Origin of the sequence: Nocardioides humi, from assembly GCF_006494775.1 — a bacterium.
Taxonomy (GTDB): domain Bacteria; phylum Actinomycetota; class Actinomycetes; order Propionibacteriales; family Nocardioidaceae; genus Nocardioides; species Nocardioides humi.
Window position 1 is genome coordinate 2,479,583 of record NZ_CP041146.1, and the last position, 17,954, is coordinate 2,497,536.

Below are 17,954 nucleotides of genomic sequence, written 5' to 3' on the forward strand. Positions count from 1 at the left end.
GATGTTCAGGACGCGATCGGCTCGGCGGCAGCCGCGCCGGGAACGGGGGTGTCGGCCACGCGCGGCGCACGGCCGGTCACGGCCGCCCTCGCCAGGCGCTGCGCGACGGCCAGCACCAGGCTGACCGCCGCGATGCAGGCCATGAAGACGAGGAACAGCGCGGCCGCCTGCGACATGTTGCCGGCGGTCATCAGGCGATAGGCCATCACCGGGACCGTCGGCGTGCTGCTCGGCGTACCGAGCATGATCACGACCGACAGGTTGCCCGCGACGACGACGGCCGAGATCAGCCAGCCCGCGAGGAAGGTCGGCAGCAGCAGGCGCACGACGACGTCGGTGAACACCCGGAGCGGTCCGGCACCGGAGGTGCGGGCGGCGTCCTGGAGCTCCCAGGAGAGCTGGGCGACGCCGCCCTCGGCCGCGCGGGCCGCGACCGGCATCACGGAGATGATCAGCCCGGCGAGCATGATCCAGATCGACCCGTAGAAACGAGCCAGCCCAGGCACCACGAGGAAGACCGAGTAGATCCCGATCGACAGGATGATCCCGGGCGCCGCCCAGGGCAGCCACGAGGCGGACCCGACGAGCCGGTCGACCCGTGTCGCGTTGCGGCGCCCGCTCGTCATGCTGAGGACCAGTGCGAGCACCATCGCGATCCCGCCGCCCACGGTCCCGAGGAGGAGACTGTTGGTCACGGCCTCGCGCAGCTGGGGCTGGTCGAGCACCGCGCGGTAGGACTGGAGACCGTAGTGACCCTGGTCCAGACCGAAGATGGGCTGCAACGAGCCGACCACGAGCTGGGCTATCGGCAGGACCGCGAGAACGAGCAGTGCGACCAGCATGACGACGAGGTTGGGCACCCGACCCCGGCGGAGGTCGACCACGGTGGCACGGGAGCCCTTGCCACCCACCGTCTGGAAGCTGCGGTTGCCGATCACCCTTCGCTGCAGGACCACGATGCCGATCACCGCGACGATCGGGAGCAGCGCCAGCGCGAACCCGCCGGAGTAGTCGGGCGGCATGCTGTTGTTGATCTGGTCGTAGATCTCGGTGGAGATGACGCGGATGCGCGGTGCCGTGCCGAGCAGCAGCGGGATCTCGAAGAACTCCAGGCAGATCACCACCGCGAGGAGCGAGGCACCGAGCAGTGCCGGAGCGAGTGCCGGCAGGGTCACCCGGACGAACGTGACGAACGGCCCGGCGTTGGACAACCGGGAGGCCTCCTCCTGGGTCGAGTCCATCGCCATGACGGGACCGATGATGATGAAGTAGAGGAAGGGAGCGAGCTTCACCGCGCTGACCAGGATCAGCCCCAGCATCGACTCGGCGTCGAAGGACAGCTCCGGGACGAGGGGCAGGGCTCCCGAGATCTCGGCGAGCAGGCCCGAGCTCTCGTTGCCGACCAGGCGCCAGCTGAGCGCGAAGAAGAGGGGCGGCACGGCCAGCGACAGCGCCATGGCCGGGGTGATGAGCCAGCGCAGCGGCGTGTTCGTCCGCGCTGCGGTCCACGCGAAGTAGAGCGCGATCGCCATCGCCAGGGGCACGACCGTCACCACGATCAGCGCGGTGTTGCGCAGAGACTTCACCGCGGACGGGTCGTCGAACATGCCGCGCACGGAGTCCAGCGTCCACTCCCCCGGTATGCCGGGGGGCTCGGACCGGAAGGCTCCGTAGACGACGGCCAGCATCGGCCCCGCCAGCACCGCGACGATGACGAGGCACGCCCCGAGGCGAACAGCCGTCGCGATGCCACCGGACTTCCGCAGCCGGTCCCCGATGGCCGCGATGGATCCAGGCATAGAGGACTCCTGCCCTGTGTGGTGGTCGGAACGACACTAGGTCGCACTCTCGGAGGCCGCCGGACCCTAACGGGTAGTATCGGCCGGCCCCGGCCAGGGCGGGATCAGACCTGGTACTGGATGACCGTTCTGGACGTGGCGTTCGGCAGCACCAGGTCGTGCAGGATGGATCGGTGGTCCGGGTGGTCGGCATAGGCACGATAGGCCGGCTCGTCGGCGAAGAGCCCGAACACCGCGAAGTCGGCGGTCTCCTCGTTCAGGCCGAGATCCGGCCCATAGGTGAGCAGATGCACGCCGCACAGGTGGGGCCGCAGGTCGTCGAGCGCCGAACGGACCTTCTCGGAGATGTCGGAGGGCGCGTGCTCGGCCCACGCGAACGCCGCCTGATGGACCAGGTGCCGGCACGTCGTGTCGGCCTCGGCCTGGTCGAGGCCCAGCTCGTCGAGGACGTCGGAGGCGACCCGGAAGGCGTCGAGAGCCGCCGGGCCGCCACAGTAGAAGGCGCTCTGGAGCAGCAGCTCCCTGATCTCGCGGACGGTGACACCACCGGAGAGTGCCGCGCGCAGGTGCAGCCGGAGCTCAGCTGCCCGCCCGAGGGCGACCAGCATTCCGATGTTGAGGATGCTGCGCTCGCGGCGCAGGAGCCCCGGGCGGCTCCAGATGTCACCCCAGCAGGCGCGCGTGACGTACTCCTGCAGATCTCGTGTGAACGGAGTGGCCGCTGCCAGCACCTCCTCGACGTACGCATCGCCGAGCACCTCCTTGCGCCGCACGCGCCCGCGCTCGTACCGATCGTCCACGTCGCCCTCCAGCATCCTCGGCAGTCATCGAGGTCGGGAGCGTAGCCACGACGAGGCCGGGAAATCACCGTCCCCGGGGCTCGGGGAGCCGGGTGATCGCGAAATGTACCCGCATGGGGACGGTGCGTGACGCGCACTCGATGCTTGCCTTCTCCGACAAGCAGCCCGGCTGCCCGTTGGATCCGCCGTCAGGGCGATCGAACAGCTCACCACCGTCTCGGCTGAAGATTGGACAACCATCCATGAGGTTCCGCGCTATCTCGAGAGGGCTGCAGCTCGGCGTTGCGCTGGTCCTCGCATCGACCCTGGTCGCCGCCTGCGGCGACGACGACAAGGAGGCGTCCGGCTCCGACGACCTGATGTTCACCGTCGGCTCGCTGGACGAGCTCTACCAAGCGGCCAAGGACAACGGTGAGGACGAGCTGGTCTTCTACAGCATCCTCGCGGAGGCCTGGAAGCCGCTGTTCGACAAGTTCACCGAGACGTACCCCGACATCACGATCAAGAGCGAGGCCATCTGCTGCGCCGATCAGTACACCAAGCTCCAGCAGGAGTTCGCCACCAAGCAGCACACCGTGGACGTCGTCATGGCAGGTCCCCAGCAGATCGACCAGTACGCCGACTCCGGCTGGGTCGAGTTCTATGACGCGAGTCAGTACGACATGGCCGACATCGGCGTGCTGCACGACGGCATCACCATGGCCAACGGGACCGGCTTCGGCATCGTCTACAACACCGATGGGGTGAGCGAGCCCCCGACATCCTGGGACGACCTGCTCGACCCCCAGTACAAGGGCAAGATCGCTCTCCAGGACCTGACGAAGGTCAGCGGCACCGAGGCGCTCTACTCCAACCTCTCCGAGAACGGCGAGATCTCCGGGGACCACATGGCCAAGCTCGCCGCGCAGGAACCGAAGATCGTCGCCTCGTCGACCGAGTACCCCCAGGTCGTCGGGGCCGGGGAGGCGATGATCGGCGTCGGCATGCCGATCAGCTTCTACCAGGCGGTCAAGAGCAGCGGGCCGCTCGGGATGGTGTTCCCCGTCGAGGGCAACGCCGACAGCGGACAGTTCATGGCTCCTCAGGCGACGATGCTCTCCACGCAGGCGCCGCACCCGAACGCGGGCAAGCTGTTCATCGCATGGCTCTACACCCCCGAGGGCCAGGAGGCCATCGCCGCCCGTGGCGACTACGGCCTGGTGAGCGGTTCGCCCGGTCCCGAAGGATTTCCCGGGATCGACGATCTCACCGCGATGCCGGTCCCGGAGGACCAGTCGGCGCTGGACGAGAAGTACACCGCCGAGTGGAAGCCGCTCTTCGGCTGATCGGCGGCACAGGTGCGGGGCCGGACGCCGCCCGGCCCCGCACAGCCGCCCTGGACACATGAGCTCCCTCAGCACGCTCTTCGCCCCTCGCTCGATCGCTCTCGTCGGCGCCTCGGACTCCGCCCCGTGGACACAGCTCGTCCTCGACGGCCTGGATCGGGTCGGCTACGCCGGAGACCTGCACCTCGTCAACGGCCGTGGACGCACGGTGGGCGGGAGGGCGACCGTGACCGGCCTCGCCCAGATCGGTGGGCCGGTCGATCTCGCCTACCTCCTCGTGCCGGAGGCCGCGGTCGAGCGGGCCCTCGGCGACGCCACCGCGGCGGGCATCCGCAACATCGTCGTCCTCGCCTCGGGGTTCACCGAGGCGGGCGCGCACGGTGCACACGCCGAGCAGCGACTGCGCGAGGCCGTCGTGCGGTCCGGCCTCCACCTGATCGGCCCGAACGGTCTCGGCTTCGTGAGCCCTCACGACCGGGTCGCGCTCTTCCCTCCCCTCGCCCGTCGAAGCCTGCCTCCTGCGGGCTCGGTGGCGATGGTCTCCCAGAGCGGCGGGATCGCGGCCGAGGCCCTCGATCTCTTCGCGGCGACCGGCGTGGGACTGAGCCTGCTCGTCAGCACGGGCAACGAGGCCGGGGTCGATGTCGCCGAGGTGATCGACCACCTCGTCGGCGATCCGCGCACGGGAGCGATCTGCCTGTTCCTGGAGACCGTCCGCCGGCCGAGGGCCTTCCTCGACGCCGCGCGGCGCGCGTCGGAGGCCGGCAAGCCCGTCATCGCACTCAAGGTGGGACGGAGCGCCGCCAGCGCCCGGACGGTGGCGGCGCACACCGGCGCCCTCGTGGGCGACGACCGGGCCACCCGCAGCGCCTTCGCATCGGTCGGCGTCGTGGCCGTCGACAGCCTGGAGGAGGCGGTCCTCGCCGCAGCGATCGCGACCACGGTGCCGCCGCCCGCTGTCCCGGCCATCGCCGCCGCCGGGATCTCGGGGGGCGCCTGCAGCGTCGCCGCCGATGCGGCCGACCGCTACGGCGTGACGCTGGCCGACCTCGCGCCGAGGACCGTGGCGGCCCTGAGCACCGTCCTGCCCTCCTTCGGCTCGGTGACGAACCCACTGGATGCGACCGGCGCGGCCGTCTCGAATCCTGCTGTCCTCGAGCACGTGCTCACGAGCCTGCGTGCCGATCCCGGTGTCGGACTGGTGCTCGCCCAGGTACCCATCCCCGTCGACGGCACCGGCGCGACGACCGCGATGCTGGACGCAGCCGCCCGCGCGACCCGCCCGGACCCGGGCCGGGCACCGGTGGCCCTCTGCCCCGGCTCGGCGTACGGACTTCCTGCGGGGGTACGCGAGCGCGCCCGGGAACACGGCCTGCCGATCCTGCCCGGCTCGATGACGCAGGTCGTCCGCGCCGTCGCCCTGATGAGCAGGTGGTGGGCTCGCCCCCACGCCACAGCGGTGTCGAGTCCGCCATCCGTGCTTCCCCGGCGCGACCTCGACGAGCCCTGGTCCGAGGAGGACGGCCGCCAGCTCCTGCGCGCCAACGGCATCCCGGTGGCCCCAGCCACCATCGTGACCACATCGGCGGCCGCCGTCGCCGCGGCGGCGCAATGGGACGAACCGGTGGCGCTCAAGCTGGTCTCGCCGCACATCCCGCACAAGAGCGACGTGGGCGGCGTTCACCTGGGGCTCGTCGGCCCGGCCGACGTCGCCCGGGGCTTCGCGCAGGTCGCAGCCGTGCTCGCAGACCGCGGAGAGCCCCCGTGCGCGCTCGTGGGTCCCATGCGGCCTGATGGGATCGACCTCATCGTCGGCGTGGTCCGCGACGCCCAGTGGGGACCGGTGCTCGCGGTCGGTCTCGGTGGCGTGTGGACCGAGGTGCTCGACGACGTCAGTACCCGCCTACTGCCCGTCGACGTCCCCACTGTCCGTACGATGCTCGACGACCTGCGCGCCCGCGCGGCCCTCGCCGGCGGTCGAGGTCACCCGCCGGCGCCACTCCACGAGCTCGCGCAGGTCATCACCCGCATCGGCGACCTGGCCCTGGCTCTCGGCCCTCGGCTCACCGCGCTCGAGATCAACCCCCTGCGCATCGTGTCCGATTCCGTCGAGGCGCTCGACGTCGTCGTCACCCTGGCGGAGCCTGGTCCATCCACGTGATGCCGGCCTCACAGCCCCAGGTCGCGCCCGATCAGCTCCTTCATGATCTCGTTCGACCCGGCCCAGATCTTGGTGACCCGGGCGTCGCGCCAGGCCCGGGCGACGCGGTACTCGTTCATGAAGCCGTAGCCGCCGTGCAGCTGCACGCAGTGGTCGAGCACCTCGGACTGCACCTGCGAGGAGAACCACTTCGCCTTGGCGGCGTCGATCGCGGTGAGCGTGCCCTGGGAGTGGTTGAGGACGCACTTGTCGATGTACGCCTCGGCCGCCTCGATCCGGGTGACCAGGTCGGCGAGCAGGAACTTGTTGTGCTGGAAGGTGCCGATGGGGGCGCCGAAGGCGTGCCGCTCCTTGGCGTACTCGATGGTCTCGAGCAGGATCTGCTTGGCGTGCGCGACATTGGCGACCGCGCAGCCGAGCCGCTCCTGCGGGAGCTTCTGCATCATGTGGATGAAGCCCATGTCGAGCTCGCCGATGATCTCGGCGTCGGTGACCCGGACGTTCTCGAAGAACAGCTCGGCGGTGTCGGACTCCTCCATGCCGACCTTGTCGAGCTTGCGGCCGCGCGAGAAGCCCTCCATGGTCGCCTCGATGCCGAAGAGGGTGATCCCCTTGGGGCCCTTCTCCGGGTCGGTGCGCACGGCGGTGACGAAGAGGTCGCCGGAGTAGCCGTTGGTGATGAAGGTCTTCGAGCCGTTGATGATCCACGCGTCGCCGTCGCGGACCGCGGTGGTCTTCAGCGCGGCGAGGTCGGAGCCGCCGGACGGCTCGGTCATGCCGATGCCCAGCAGGATCTCGCCGGAGCAGACGCCTGGCAGCCACCGCTCCTTCTGCTCGGACGTGCCCAGCTCGACGATGTACGGCGCCGTGATGTCGGCGTGGATGCCGTGACAGGTGGGGTACGCCGCGCCGACCTTCGCGAGCTCCTCCTGGAGCACGGCGTTGAACCGGAAGTCGCCGGCGTCCGAGCCGCCGTACTCCTCCGGCACGCACAGCCCGAGCAGGCCCTGCTTGCCGGCCTCGAGCCAGAACTCGCGCGGGAGCGCCTTCGCGGCGATGTGCTCCTCGGTGTGCGGCAGGACGGACCGGTCCACGAACTCCTTGACGGACGCGCGGAAGGCCTCGTGGTCCTCGTCGTAGATCTCACGCTTCATGCTCGCGACTCTACTCGCGGGTCACTTGCGCGGTCGTTGTCCCCGTGCACAACAAGGCCGGAGGTCGCGAGTCAGCCTGGCTCCGCCTCGCCCAGACGTGCCTGGACTCGGGCAGTGGGCGGAGCCGGGACGGGGGCGACGATGGCGCCAGCCACCAGCATCGCCGCCGCCATCACCAACCACGCCGATCCGATGCCGGCATGGGTGATCGTCCAAGCCATCAGCACCGGACCTGCTGCCGAGCCCGCCATGCCGCCCGCCTGCAGGACAGCGCTCGAACGCCCAGGCCGGCCACTGTTCTCGCTCAGCACCAGAGCGAAGGTGAGGCCTGACCAGCACCAGCCGAAGGCGTAGGCCAGGAGGCAGCCGACAAGCACGACGGGTTGCGCCCCGGCGCCGAGAAGCGCGACGCCGGTCCCACCGATCCACATCGTGAGGGTGACCAGCCACCAGGACCGAAAACCACAACGATCCACCAAGACGCCACTCAGGATCCGCGCGACGACGCTGAGAAGGCCCGCCACCAGCAGAACCCAGGCGGTTGTCCCCGACGAGAGACCCGCTCCCGCCAACGTCAGCGCGGAGTAGCCGAGCATGCCGCCGACCACCGCGGAGGCCAGGAAGGTGGCGACGCCGTATCGCGCGACGCGGCGGCCGGCCGTCGCGACGTCCTCCGCCTTCCAGGGCCTAGAGAACGTGTCGTACGAGCGAAGACAACGAGGACAGCCACCGCCGCCGCCTCCGCCACGACCACCGCCCAGATCCAGTCCAGAGCCGACGATGCCGCCGCCGCGAGCAGCATCGCAAGCGGAAGCGCGGCCTGCTTCGTGCACACAGCGAGTACCTGCCGATCCATCGGTACAGCAGCGGCGATCAGCCCATTCGTCGACGGCAGGACGACGGCGAAGCACCCACCGGCCGCCGCCACGCCGATACCCAACACGATCGGACTCCCTGGCCACGCCATGAGCGGCAGCGCCATCGTGACCAGAGTGATCGCCGACACGACGCCTGTCCGGCGCACGCCGAGTTGATCGATGAATGGCCCCAAGCCCATCGCCGTCAGGCTCCCCAGCAGGAAGAAGCTCGTGGTGAGCCAGCCCGCCAGGTTGCCATCCCCGCCGTGAGCGGTCGTCAACCGCGCCGCGAACGCCGCTACGAGGCCAAGGGGCAGGATCGCGACGCAGTCCTGGAGCGTCGCCACCACGACGAGGCGTACGGCGTTGGTGGCTCGTGTCCTTGTCAATTGACCCTGACCTCAGCCGTTCCCGCGCGCTGTCTCAACCACGAGAACGAGGTTGAGCACCACGATCACGGCCGCCACCAGGGATGCCAGGAGGGTCGTGATCCGCCGGTTCACCAGCGTGCCCATCAGCTGCTTGCTGGCGGTGATCATGACGAGAGGGACGAGCGCGAACGGGATCCCGAAGGAGAGGACGACCTGCGAGATGACCAGCGCTCGGGTTGGGTCGACTCCGAGGCCCAGGACGACCAGGGCCGGTGCGAGTGTGACGAGGCGACGCAGGGCAAGAGGCAGGCGGCGCCGGAGAAAGCCCTCCATCACCACTTGTCCAGCCAAGGTGCCGACGCTCGAAGCGGCGAAACCCGAGGCGAGCAGACTGAGTGCGAACGCCAGCGCAGCGGCCGGGCCGAGGACCTCGCCGAGAGCTCCATGGGCCGCCTGCAGGGTGGCGAGGTCCTCAGTCTGGCTCGCGAGCGCCGCCGCGGCGATCACCAGGAGAGCCAGGTTCATGACTCCTGCGCAGGTCATGGCGACCACGACGTCGATCCGCTGGGCGCGCAGGGCCGCTCCCTGCTGATCCGCGGTCCGGCCGGCCATCGTCGCACCGGTCAACGCGCCATGCAGGTAGATCGCATGCGGCATCACCGTGGCTCCGAGCATCCCTGTCGCGAGCAGGACGCTGCTCGTTCCGTCGAAGCGAGGGACAACGCCCTCGATCAGTCCTTTCGGCTCGACGTCCGACAGGAAGACATTGCACGCGAATCCGAGGAGGATCACCCCCAGGAACACGGCGATCGCAGCCTGGAAGGTTCGCGCCCCGCGGGTGTGAAGGGTGAGGAGCGCGAAGGCTCCGACGGCAGTGATAGTGCCCCCGACGAGCAGGGGCGTGCCGAACAGGATCTGGAGGGCGACGGCACCGCCGACGACCTCGGCAAGGTCGGTCGCGATCGCGACAAGCTCAGCCTGTAGCCAGAGCGGGACGACCACGCGCCGCGGAAACCGGTCCCGGCAGACCGCGGCGAGACTCCGTCGCGTCGCGATCCCCAGCTTGGCGGACAGGTACTGAATGAGCATCGCCATGACATTGCTGACGAGCACGACCCAGACGAGCAGGTACCCGTACTCCGCACCGGCCGAGACATTGGTGGCGAAGTTGCCCGGGTCCACATAGGCGATCGCCGTAACGAGTGCCGGACCGAGGAACGGAGCCGTTGCAGCCAGTCGGCTTCGCGACCTCTCGCGCTGGACCTGCACGCCCTCCTCGACCATCCTGGCGCGTCACACGTCGACGACGACGTCGCCGTTCTCGATGCGACCCGGGAACGTGACCACCTTGTACTTCGGTTCGACCAGCGTCTCGCCGCTTGGCAGCTTGAACTCCCAGCCGTGCCAGGGGCACTTCAGGATCTCGCCGTCGTATGCCCACTCACGCTGAGTGGGCGCGGGGGAGACCACGGTGCCTGTCGCGCGGGAGTGGCACAGCGGAGCTCCGGCGTGGGGGCAGAGGTTGCGTACGGCGACGATCTGCCCCTTGACGTTGTAGACGCCCAGCTCCAGCCTGCCGATGCGCACCAGCTTCCGCATACCCGGCTGGAGCTCCTCAGCCGGACAGATGACATGTGGGGTCGCCATGGACCATCCCCTCTCACTTGCTGCCGGGCCAGTGATGGTCGGCCAGGTCGTTGCTGAAGGCGGAGCCGAGCAGGCTCTCACGATGGGGCAGGACGCTCCGCAGTCCGCCCAGGCCGACCACGCCACTGAGCTGGCCGTCCACGTGGTATCCGTAGACGGGAGCCACGTCGGCATCGGACAGCAGCCGTACGTCGCCGATGCCCGCTGCCGGGTCGCCGAGGCCGTAGATCCGCAGGTCGTACTGGTCGCTCCAGAAGGACGGGACGACCGTCGCTGTCGTCGCCGCCTCTCCCTCGTCAGCCGGATGTCCCCCAGATCATCCGTGACAAGATGGCGAAGGGAGTCACCGGCAACGCGCGCGATGTCGCCGACGGTGTTCCAGTGCTCGACCCGGACGGCTCGACCGGTAGACCATCGGTGTGGGAAGCGGGCGACATCGCCCGCGGCGACGACACACTCGGCGCCTTCGACCCGCATCCTTGCGTCACAGAGCACACCGTCGGACAGATCGAGACCGTTGCCGCCCAACCATTCGGCGTTGGGCATCGAGCCCACTGCCTCGACCACGACGGCGGCGGGGACCCGCTCACCCGACGAGAGCAGTACCGCCTCCACGGCGCCGTCACCCTCGAACGCGACCGGCACCTCCTGCATCCGAAAGGTGACACCGGCTTCGTGGTGGCGGCGACGTACCTGCGCACCCAGCTCGGTGCCGAGCACCCTCTCCATGGGCTCACGCTCCGGCGCCACCACGGTCACCTGGCAGCCAAGGGTGACGGCGACTGCCGCGACCTCGCATCCGATGAAGCTCGCGCCGACGACGGCCACCGACGGCGCGTTCCTCAAGGCATCGCGCAGCGCCTGCGCGTCGGCCATCGAACGAACCACGTGGCGACCGGCCTGCGGGCCGGGAAGATCCAGACGGCGGGGTCGCAGCCCGGTTGCGATGACCATCCCGTCGTAGCTGAGCTCGTCACCTGCGGATGTCACCACCCGGCGCTCGTCGAGGTCAGCGCTCACCGCGGCTGTACTCAGACGCCACTGTACGTCGTTGAGGGCAGGACGGATCGGGAACGGGAGCCGCTCGTCGTACTCCTCGCCTCGAAGCGCCTCTTTCGAGAGCGGTGGCCGGTTGTAGGGCATGCAGGGCTCGTCGCCGATCACCGTCATCGGTCCGGAGTGACCAAGTCCGCGGATGCGCTCCGCAACACGGAGGCCGGCCATGGAGGCGCCAACCACCAGGATCGTGCCGCTCACGTTGCGGGTCCGAGCAAGATCGCCTGGACGGGACAGGCTGCCGCAGCCTCCTGCACGGTGGCTTCAAGCTCATCCGGCGGATCGGGAACGTAGGTGAGGCCGTCGACCCCCAGATCGAAAACATCGGGCGCGATCAGCACGCACTGCCCGTGCTCCTGGCAGGCATCCTCGTCGACGCGGATCTTCATTTCGACCGTCCTCTGATTTCTGTCGTCCGGAATCAGAACTCGCTCCAGTGGGCAGCCGCGCGAGTCGAGGGAAGCCTGTACTTCTCGATCGCGTTGAGACCGAGGATTCGCCTGATGCTGTCCTGATCGACACCGGTGAACCCGACGCGACGGTTGTAGTCGCCGTCCCAGTGCGGGTAGTCGGTGGCGAACTCGAGCGTCTTGGGGCCCAGCCAGTCGATGACGCGCGCGAGGTAGCGCGGATCACGTGGCTCCTCGTAGGGCTGGCGGGTGAACGACACGTGGTCGCGAACGTAGTCGGAAGGCGGGCGCTTCAGCTCGGGGATCTCCGCCCTGAGCCGCTGCCAGTGGTTGTCGAGGCGCCACAGCAATGGCAGACACCAGGCGTAGCCTCCCTCCACGAACGTGAACCGCAGGTCGGGGAAGCGGTTGAACACCCCCGACTCGAGCATGCTCACCAGGTGCCCGGCATACAGCATCGAGAACTGCGAATGGTTCTCGAGGAATGTGCGGGGAGCGCCCGTCGAGGTCATCAGAGCTGGGCCGGGACGCTGGAGCGTCACGTGGGTGCAGACGGTCAGATCTGCCGCGATCGCCGCCTCGTAGACCGGCCAGAACTGACGCTGACCCATGCCGACGCCGAGGTAGGGGTTGAGCATGACCTGGACGAAATGGGGATGGTCGGCCCACTTCCGGATCTCCGCCACCGCCAGGGCCGGGTCAGAGCTGACCCGGATCGTGCCCTTGTAGCGACCGTGCCCGTTGTGGGTGCTCAGCCACGTCTCCGCGAGCCAGTTGTTCGTCGTGGCGGCCATGGCGGCCTCGTGCTCTGGATTCGCCGATGACTTCTCGGTCAGCGGGATGATGATGGCGATGTCGACGCCCGCCTCGTCGAACAGCTGACGTCCGGTGAGGCCGGGGTCCGAGCCAGCGGGACTGCCGTCGTCACCGAACGCGTCAAGTCGGCGTCCCTCGTTGGGAGCGGCGAAGATGACCGACGTACCGAGCATGCCGCGGCCGTAGAGCAGATCCTTGAGATGGGCCCACTCGACAGGCATGAAGTCCGCCAGCTCAGTCCCGTTGCGCGGATTCACGTGGATGTCGCAATCCACCACTTCGACGGCAACCTGCTCGACCGGTGCGGTGGTGTCGATGAGTCCGCTGGTCATGAGCCCTCCTTGGCGGGTCGTGATTCGGGGTCGGGGGTCAGGGGTTCGGGGGTCAGCCCGAAGAGCTCGCGGGCCGTGCCTCCGAGGACACGCTGCCGGGTGGCGTCATCCGCCTCGGGAATGGCCTCCTCCGGAGCCAGGAAGTCCCACTCGGGATAGTGGCTGCCGTAGACCAGGATCTGGTCGGCGTCGCCCATCGCGAGCCACTCGCCGAGGATCTCCGGATCGGTGCATCGGTCGGTCGACGACGTCACGAATCGCACGTTCGAGGCGAGATAGTGGGACGGCAGCTCGGTCATCCACGGCATGTCTGCACGCATGGGACGGTAGTCCTTGTCCATGCGCCAGGACATGGCGACGGCGAAGTCATAGCCACCATCGGCAAACACGACCCGCAGGTCGGGCAGATGGTCGAAGACGCCCTCGACCATGAAGCTCGCCAGATGGTTGATGAAGTTGAGAGGCTTGTACGACGAGAAGCCGAGGAAGGTCCGCAGGTAGCCCACAGGGGTAGGAGCAAGCTCGACGCCTGTCTCGCCGTCGGTCAGCACGGTGACGGGTAGATCGTGAGCGACCGCCGCCTCCCAGATAGGCCAGAACACCCGCTTGCCGTAGGTCTGCAGCGACTGCATCGGAACCCCGACCTGCACGAAGTCCGGGTGGGAGCCCCACTTCTCGATCTCTGCGACCGCGTGGGAGACGCTGGTCGGCGAGACCCGGATCGTTCCGCGGTACGGCCGATCGGACGGCTGGTCCTCGAGCCAGGTCTCGGCGAGCCAGGCGTTGGTGGCCGAGCAGATCGCGGCAAGCAGATCCTCGTCCGGGAGGAGTCCGTAGGTGTAGGGGTGCAGGATGGCGTGTCGGGCACCGACGGCGCCGCGCACGTGCTCCTCGACCAGGCGGTGGGTCGACGCAGGGGACCCTCGTTGCCGTAGGACTCGATGAGGGAGTCGCCCACGACGTTGGGGTAGTAGTAGCGGTCGCCGAAGGGCAGCCGACGGTGCTTCCAGATCGCAGGCAGGTACCGCCGCAGATCTGCCTGGTCCACCGGCCGGACATGGACTGCCGCGTCGACGATCTCGTACGTGGTGGCAGCTCTGGACCGCCCCGACCGCTCCGTCATCGACACCGTGGCGAGGTGCGCGTCGTTCGCCACGAAGTCGACGCGGCGGTCGGAGGGAACTGAGCCAAGGGTGGTCAAGGCATTGTCCTTTCGGTGGCTTCACGAACGAGTTTCCGGCCGCGGATGAACCATCCATGCGCCTCGCGGTCCCACGTGGCCACTCCAGGCCCCTGCGCACGGATCTTGTACTTCTGGACCTTGGCCGTCGGCGTACGCGGGAAGTCCTCCACGATCTCGATGTAGCGCGGGATCATGAAGTAGGGCAGCACCGTCTCGCAGTGCTGCAGCAGCTCCTCTGGGGTGACGCTGAACCCTTCTCGCAGACGTGCCAGAACCCAGACCTCGTCCTCCCCCAGCTCGGACGGTGTGGAGACCGCCACGGCCTCGGCCACGGCTGGGTGCCTCGCGATCTGGCTCTCGAGCTCGAACGAGGAGATGTTCTCCCCGCGACGTCGCAGTGAGTCCGTGGCTCGGTCGACGAACCACATGTTCCCCTCGTCGTCGAACCTGCCGCGATCACCCGTGTGGAACCACAGGTCACGGGTCGCTTCCAGCATCTTCTCGGGTTGACCGTTGTAGCCCGAGCACAGGAGGAGGGGCCCCCGCCCGCGCACCACGATCTCGCCCACCTGACCCGGCGGGAGAATCGCACCGAATCCGTCGACGACCTCCACCTCATAGTGCGGACTGCGCCGACCTGCGCTGCCCGGAGCATAGACATCGGCCGGCGACCGGAAGATCGGCAGCCCGACCTCGCTCGAGCCGAAGACGGTCGTGACAACGCAGTCGAACCTCTGCTCGAACTCGGTGTGGAGCTCGGGGAGATCCGGGACCGCATAGACGACCTTGACCGGGTTGTCGGTGTCGTCAGGCGTTGCTGGAACCGACAGCAGCATGTTGCAGACGCCTCCGATGGCGACCACGTTGGTGACACCGAACGCACGCATCTCGTCCCAGAACCCGGTCACCCTGAACCGGCTCATAACGTGCATCCGGCCGCCCACCGCGAGGGCCGCGATGGCGACGAACTTGCCCGTCATATGGAAGACCGGCTGGAAGTTGAGGATCACATCGGACTCGTCCAGCTCGTTCACCTCGGCGTACATCAGTCCGTAGGCAGCCATGTAGTGCTGGGACAGCAGCACGGCCTTCGACGGTCCGGTGGTGCCGGAGGTGAACACCATGCCGCCGATCGAGTCCGGTGGCACCTCAAGGCCCAGGTTGTCCTCGGGCTGTGGAGCCAGCAGGCGGTCGAACCCGCTCCAGCTCCTCGAGGGCCCCGCCACCTCGAAAGGTGACCAGGAGTCACCGCGGACCACCACGGTGCGCAGGTCGTCCACTTCCCCAGCCGCCGTGGCGAGGTTCGGCAGGTACTCCTCGTCGATCACCGCGATCATGCTGGCGCTCTGGCGCAGTTGGTGGGCCAGAAGCTCGCCCCGGTACGCCGGATTGATCGCCACCTCGACCGCGCCGACCTTCGCGAGCGCGAACCAGGTGGCGAAGTAGTCACGACCGGTGTCCATCATCACCGCCACGTGCACGCCGGCGGTCACTCCTGCCTGCTGGAGATTGCGTGCCATGCGGTTGACGAGACGGTTGAACTCGTCGAGACCGACCGCCTCGTCCCCGTGGGTGAAGAAGATGTCCCCAGGCCGCTCACGCGCGGCCCTCTCCAGCAACGCGGTCATCGAGACCTCTCCTGGAGCACGGGAGCGGAGCCGGTTCACCGGACTGTCCACACCGATGTCTTTCATCCTTGCCTCCTTCCGCCGAACATCAGGCCCAGTCTCGCGCTTGTTCGATCTCTCGCTCGGAGAGCCGTTCAGGGTCGTGACGACCAAGATTGATGTCGCCCATGTCCGACGGCGAGGTCAGCTCTGGCGACATCCGGGGCTTCTGACCGACGCCATAGGTGCGCCCGTCGATCGGCCAGTGATAGGCCTCCAACTCATCGGTGCCCCTACCGAGAATCTCGCCGGTCGCCTCGAATTCGTTGAGCACCTCCTGCAGACCGTACCGCTGAACCGGACAGACCTTCATGCAGATCGCACAACCATGGGCCTGGGCCACGATCGGCAGGCACCGCTTGGTGTTGAGGGAGCTCTTCTCGACGCCTCGCTTGAACTTGCGCTTCACAGGGATCGCCCCAGGAGGACAGCGCCTCACGCAGACCTGACAGGCATCGCACAGCGCCGGAATGCCGAAGTCCTTCGGCTCGTCCAGCACCAGGGGTGCATTGGTGTTGACGAGGATCAACCGACAGCGGGAGCCGACCGGCGTCAGCAGTTGACCGTTGAGGCCCAGCTGCCCGAGCCCAGCCTCTACTGCGAAGTGGATCGCCATGCCCGGACCGGCGGCGTCGTGGACCTTGACCCGGTATCCGTGGTCGACCAGGTAGTCGCCGATCGCCGAGGCCAGGGTCATCGCCTCCGCGTATGTGCTGAGGGCCGTCTGCTCGGATTCCGAGCTGGGGATCTTCTGCGTGGGCGCCCACGCCTGCTCAAGGGCGCACACGATCATCCGATCGCCCACCTCGGTCCCGAGGAAGGACTCGAAGATGTACTTCTCGTCGTAGTGGGCGACGCCGATCCCACTCAGGCCGATCTGCGCCGCCAGCTCTTTGAGGCCGGTTGTGAGCTGGTCGGCCGGCACCGTGGTCGCCGGAGACGGGGGCCGGTCACTGACGCGCTGCGCCAGTGCGGTGGCGCGCTGCCGGCGGGGAGCCGCCGGCAGGGTCGACCGCCACATGAATCCACGCAGCCAGACCAAGGGGCCGGCGTTCGCCAGCATGAAGTCGGGAAGCGGGCCGGCAGCGAACGCCTCGGCTTCGCCTGCGGGGTCCCGGACGATACCGGGGTAGCCCTTGAGGAGCGCAGGGACCCGCACGTCCATGTCCCAGGGCGTCCTCGGGGACAGGAACTTCCTCCTGAACCGGGCCGGCAGGGAGGGCGCACGGCGCAGTCTGGGATCAGTCGCCAGCTTGCCGGCCCGTACCCGCACCTGCTCGACGAGCGCGTTGAGGATCTTCATTGGCATCCTTGCTTGCGGCGTTGTCAACGTCAGCGTTAACAGCCTGCCACAAGCACGCACCGGTCGCAACCATCACCTTGCAGAGCAGGCATTGGGGTGCTGTATGTTGGTCTCAACGTATGTGTTGATGACCGGGCCGTCGAGGTGCGGTCCCAAGGAAAAGGACGTCGGCCGTGGAGAAGGAGTCCGATCCCTCGAACAACTGGGGTCGCTGGGGAGATGACGACGAGCGGGGGGCGCTCAACCTCATCACCGCCGACGCCGTACTGCGGGCGGTCAGCACCGTCCGCACCGGCACAGCCTTGACGCTCGCCGTCCCGCTCCGCGCGGGCGAGGGGCCGATCTTCGAAGGCCGAGCACCGCTGCAGCACTTCATGACCAGGCACGGGGCGACTACGCCGCCGGTCTCAAGGAGAAGGGGTTCGGCTTCGCCGACGATTACGTTCTGGTCGCCACCCACGGCACGACCCACATCGACGCATTGGCGCACGTCTGGCGCGAGGGAGCGATGTGGAATGGCCATTCGTCGAACCTCGTCACGAGCATCGGCGCGCGCAAGTGCGGCATCGAGAACGTCGGTGCCATCGTTACCCGGGCCGTACTGGTCGACTTCGCAGACCAGTACGAGGCATCGGGAGATCCGCGCCACGCCATCGACGTCGACGACCTGTCTGCCGCCGTGGCGGCGACGGGCATCGACGTCATGCCCGGTGATGCGCTGCTCGTCCGCACCGGATGGGTTCGGGCATGGCGTTCCCAGCGCGCTCAGGTCACCGCTTGGCCAGGACTGGCGCCCAACTGCGCAGAGTGGATCAATGAAGCCGGCTTCGCTTTGGTGGGAGCGGACAATATCGCCGTCGAACTGGGGCCCTCACCGCGCGAGAACGACGCCGCACCACTTCATGCACGACTGGTCCGCGACTTCGGCATCTACTTGGTGGAGTTGCTCGACCTGGAGGCGATCGCTGCGCAAGGGCGCTCCTCCTTTCTTCTCTCCATCGCACCCATGCCCCTGGTCGGGGGGTCGGAAGTCCGGTCAATCCAATCGCCGTACTCTGAGTGATGGGAGGTGC

General features: G+C 68.2%; 15 protein-coding genes. 3 read left to right on the forward strand and 12 right to left on the reverse strand.

All coding sequences use genetic code 11. The features are described from left to right. Nucleotides 1-5 precede the first annotated feature (5 nt). The gene (locus FIV44_RS12175) at nucleotides 6-1,799 is read right to left on the reverse strand and encodes an ABC transporter permease (protein ID WP_141004663.1); all 1,794 of its coding nucleotides are present in this window, start codon (nucleotides 1,797-1,799) and stop codon (nucleotides 6-8) included. A 104-nt stretch (nucleotides 1,800-1,903) separates the two neighbouring features. Continuing rightward, nucleotides 1,904-2,599 (reverse strand): carboxymuconolactone decarboxylase family protein, encoded by a 696-nt coding sequence (locus FIV44_RS12180; RefSeq protein ID WP_219996416.1) that lies wholly within the window; start codon nucleotides 2,597-2,599, stop codon nucleotides 1,904-1,906. Nucleotides 2,600-2,841: 242 nt separating this feature from the next. Here FIV44_RS12180 and FIV44_RS12185 point away from each other — a divergent pair, with 242 nt between their 5' ends. Further along, nucleotides 2,842-3,924 carry an ABC transporter substrate-binding protein gene (locus tag FIV44_RS12185; RefSeq protein ID WP_181411129.1) on the forward strand — a complete coding sequence of 361 codons (1,083 nt, stop codon included), beginning with the start codon at nucleotides 2,842-2,844 and terminating at the stop codon, nucleotides 3,922-3,924. A 58-nt stretch (nucleotides 3,925-3,982) separates the two neighbouring features. Then, complete coding sequence (locus FIV44_RS12190; protein WP_141004666.1) at nucleotides 3,983-6,085, forward strand: acetate--CoA ligase family protein; 2,103 nt, start codon at nucleotides 3,983-3,985, stop codon at nucleotides 6,083-6,085. 8 nt (nucleotides 6,086-6,093) lie between these two features. On the opposite strand, the gene FIV44_RS12195 is transcribed toward FIV44_RS12190, so the two are convergent. From FIV44_RS12195 to FIV44_RS12240, 10 genes are all read right to left on the reverse strand, one after another. Continuing rightward, on the reverse strand, nucleotides 6,094-7,239 hold the full coding sequence (locus FIV44_RS12195) for an acyl-CoA dehydrogenase family protein (RefSeq protein ID WP_141004667.1): 1,146 nt from the start codon (nucleotides 7,237-7,239) through the stop codon (nucleotides 6,094-6,096). 71 nt (nucleotides 7,240-7,310) lie between these two features. Beyond that, nucleotides 7,311-7,835, reverse strand: a complete 525-nt coding sequence (locus tag FIV44_RS12200; protein ID WP_141004668.1) for an MFS transporter — start codon at nucleotides 7,833-7,835, stop codon at nucleotides 7,311-7,313. Beyond that, on the reverse strand, nucleotides 7,814-8,443 hold the full coding sequence (locus FIV44_RS12205; protein WP_181411130.1) for an MFS transporter: 630 nt from the start codon (nucleotides 8,441-8,443) through the stop codon (nucleotides 7,814-7,816). The genes FIV44_RS12200 and FIV44_RS12205 overlap by 22 nt, the downstream gene beginning before the upstream one ends. A 54-nt stretch (nucleotides 8,444-8,497) precedes the next feature. Continuing rightward, nucleotides 8,498-9,751: an Nramp family divalent metal transporter gene (locus FIV44_RS12210; RefSeq protein WP_141004670.1), complete on the reverse strand. Its 1,254-nt coding sequence runs from the start codon at nucleotides 9,749-9,751 to the stop codon at nucleotides 8,498-8,500. Nucleotides 9,752-9,760: 9 nt separating this feature from the next. Further along, nucleotides 9,761-11,371, reverse strand: coding sequence for an FAD-dependent oxidoreductase (locus tag FIV44_RS12215; protein WP_141004671.1), 1,611 nt, complete (start codon nucleotides 11,369-11,371; stop codon nucleotides 9,761-9,763). Next, the gene (locus FIV44_RS12220; RefSeq protein WP_141004672.1) at nucleotides 11,368-11,559 is read right to left on the reverse strand and encodes a ferredoxin; all 192 of its coding nucleotides are present in this window, start codon (nucleotides 11,557-11,559) and stop codon (nucleotides 11,368-11,370) included. The genes FIV44_RS12215 and FIV44_RS12220 overlap by 4 nt, the downstream gene beginning before the upstream one ends. Nucleotides 11,560-11,591: 32 nt before the next feature. Next, nucleotides 11,592-12,728 carry an amidohydrolase family protein gene (locus FIV44_RS12225; protein ID WP_141004673.1) on the reverse strand — a complete coding sequence of 379 codons (1,137 nt, stop codon included), beginning with the start codon at nucleotides 12,726-12,728 and terminating at the stop codon, nucleotides 11,592-11,594. After that, nucleotides 12,725-13,612, reverse strand: a complete 888-nt coding sequence (locus tag FIV44_RS12230; RefSeq protein WP_181411131.1) for an amidohydrolase family protein — start codon at nucleotides 13,610-13,612, stop codon at nucleotides 12,725-12,727. The genes FIV44_RS12225 and FIV44_RS12230 overlap by 4 nt, the downstream gene beginning before the upstream one ends. Nucleotides 13,613-13,925: 313 nt before the next feature. Continuing rightward, nucleotides 13,926-15,605 (reverse strand): AMP-binding protein, encoded by a 1,680-nt coding sequence (locus tag FIV44_RS12235; RefSeq protein WP_141004675.1) that lies wholly within the window; start codon nucleotides 15,603-15,605, stop codon nucleotides 13,926-13,928. A 22-nt stretch (nucleotides 15,606-15,627) separates the two neighbouring features. Continuing rightward, a complete protein-coding gene (locus FIV44_RS12240; protein ID WP_141004676.1) occupies nucleotides 15,628-16,881 on the reverse strand; it encodes a 4Fe-4S dicluster domain-containing protein in 1,254 nt (417 codons plus the stop codon). 445 nt (nucleotides 16,882-17,326) lie between these two features. Between FIV44_RS12240 and FIV44_RS12245 the strand changes: the two genes are divergently transcribed. Next, complete coding sequence (locus tag FIV44_RS12245) at nucleotides 17,327-17,944, forward strand: cyclase family protein (RefSeq protein ID WP_281285863.1); 618 nt, start codon at nucleotides 17,327-17,329, stop codon at nucleotides 17,942-17,944. Nucleotides 17,945-17,954 lie beyond the last annotated feature (10 nt).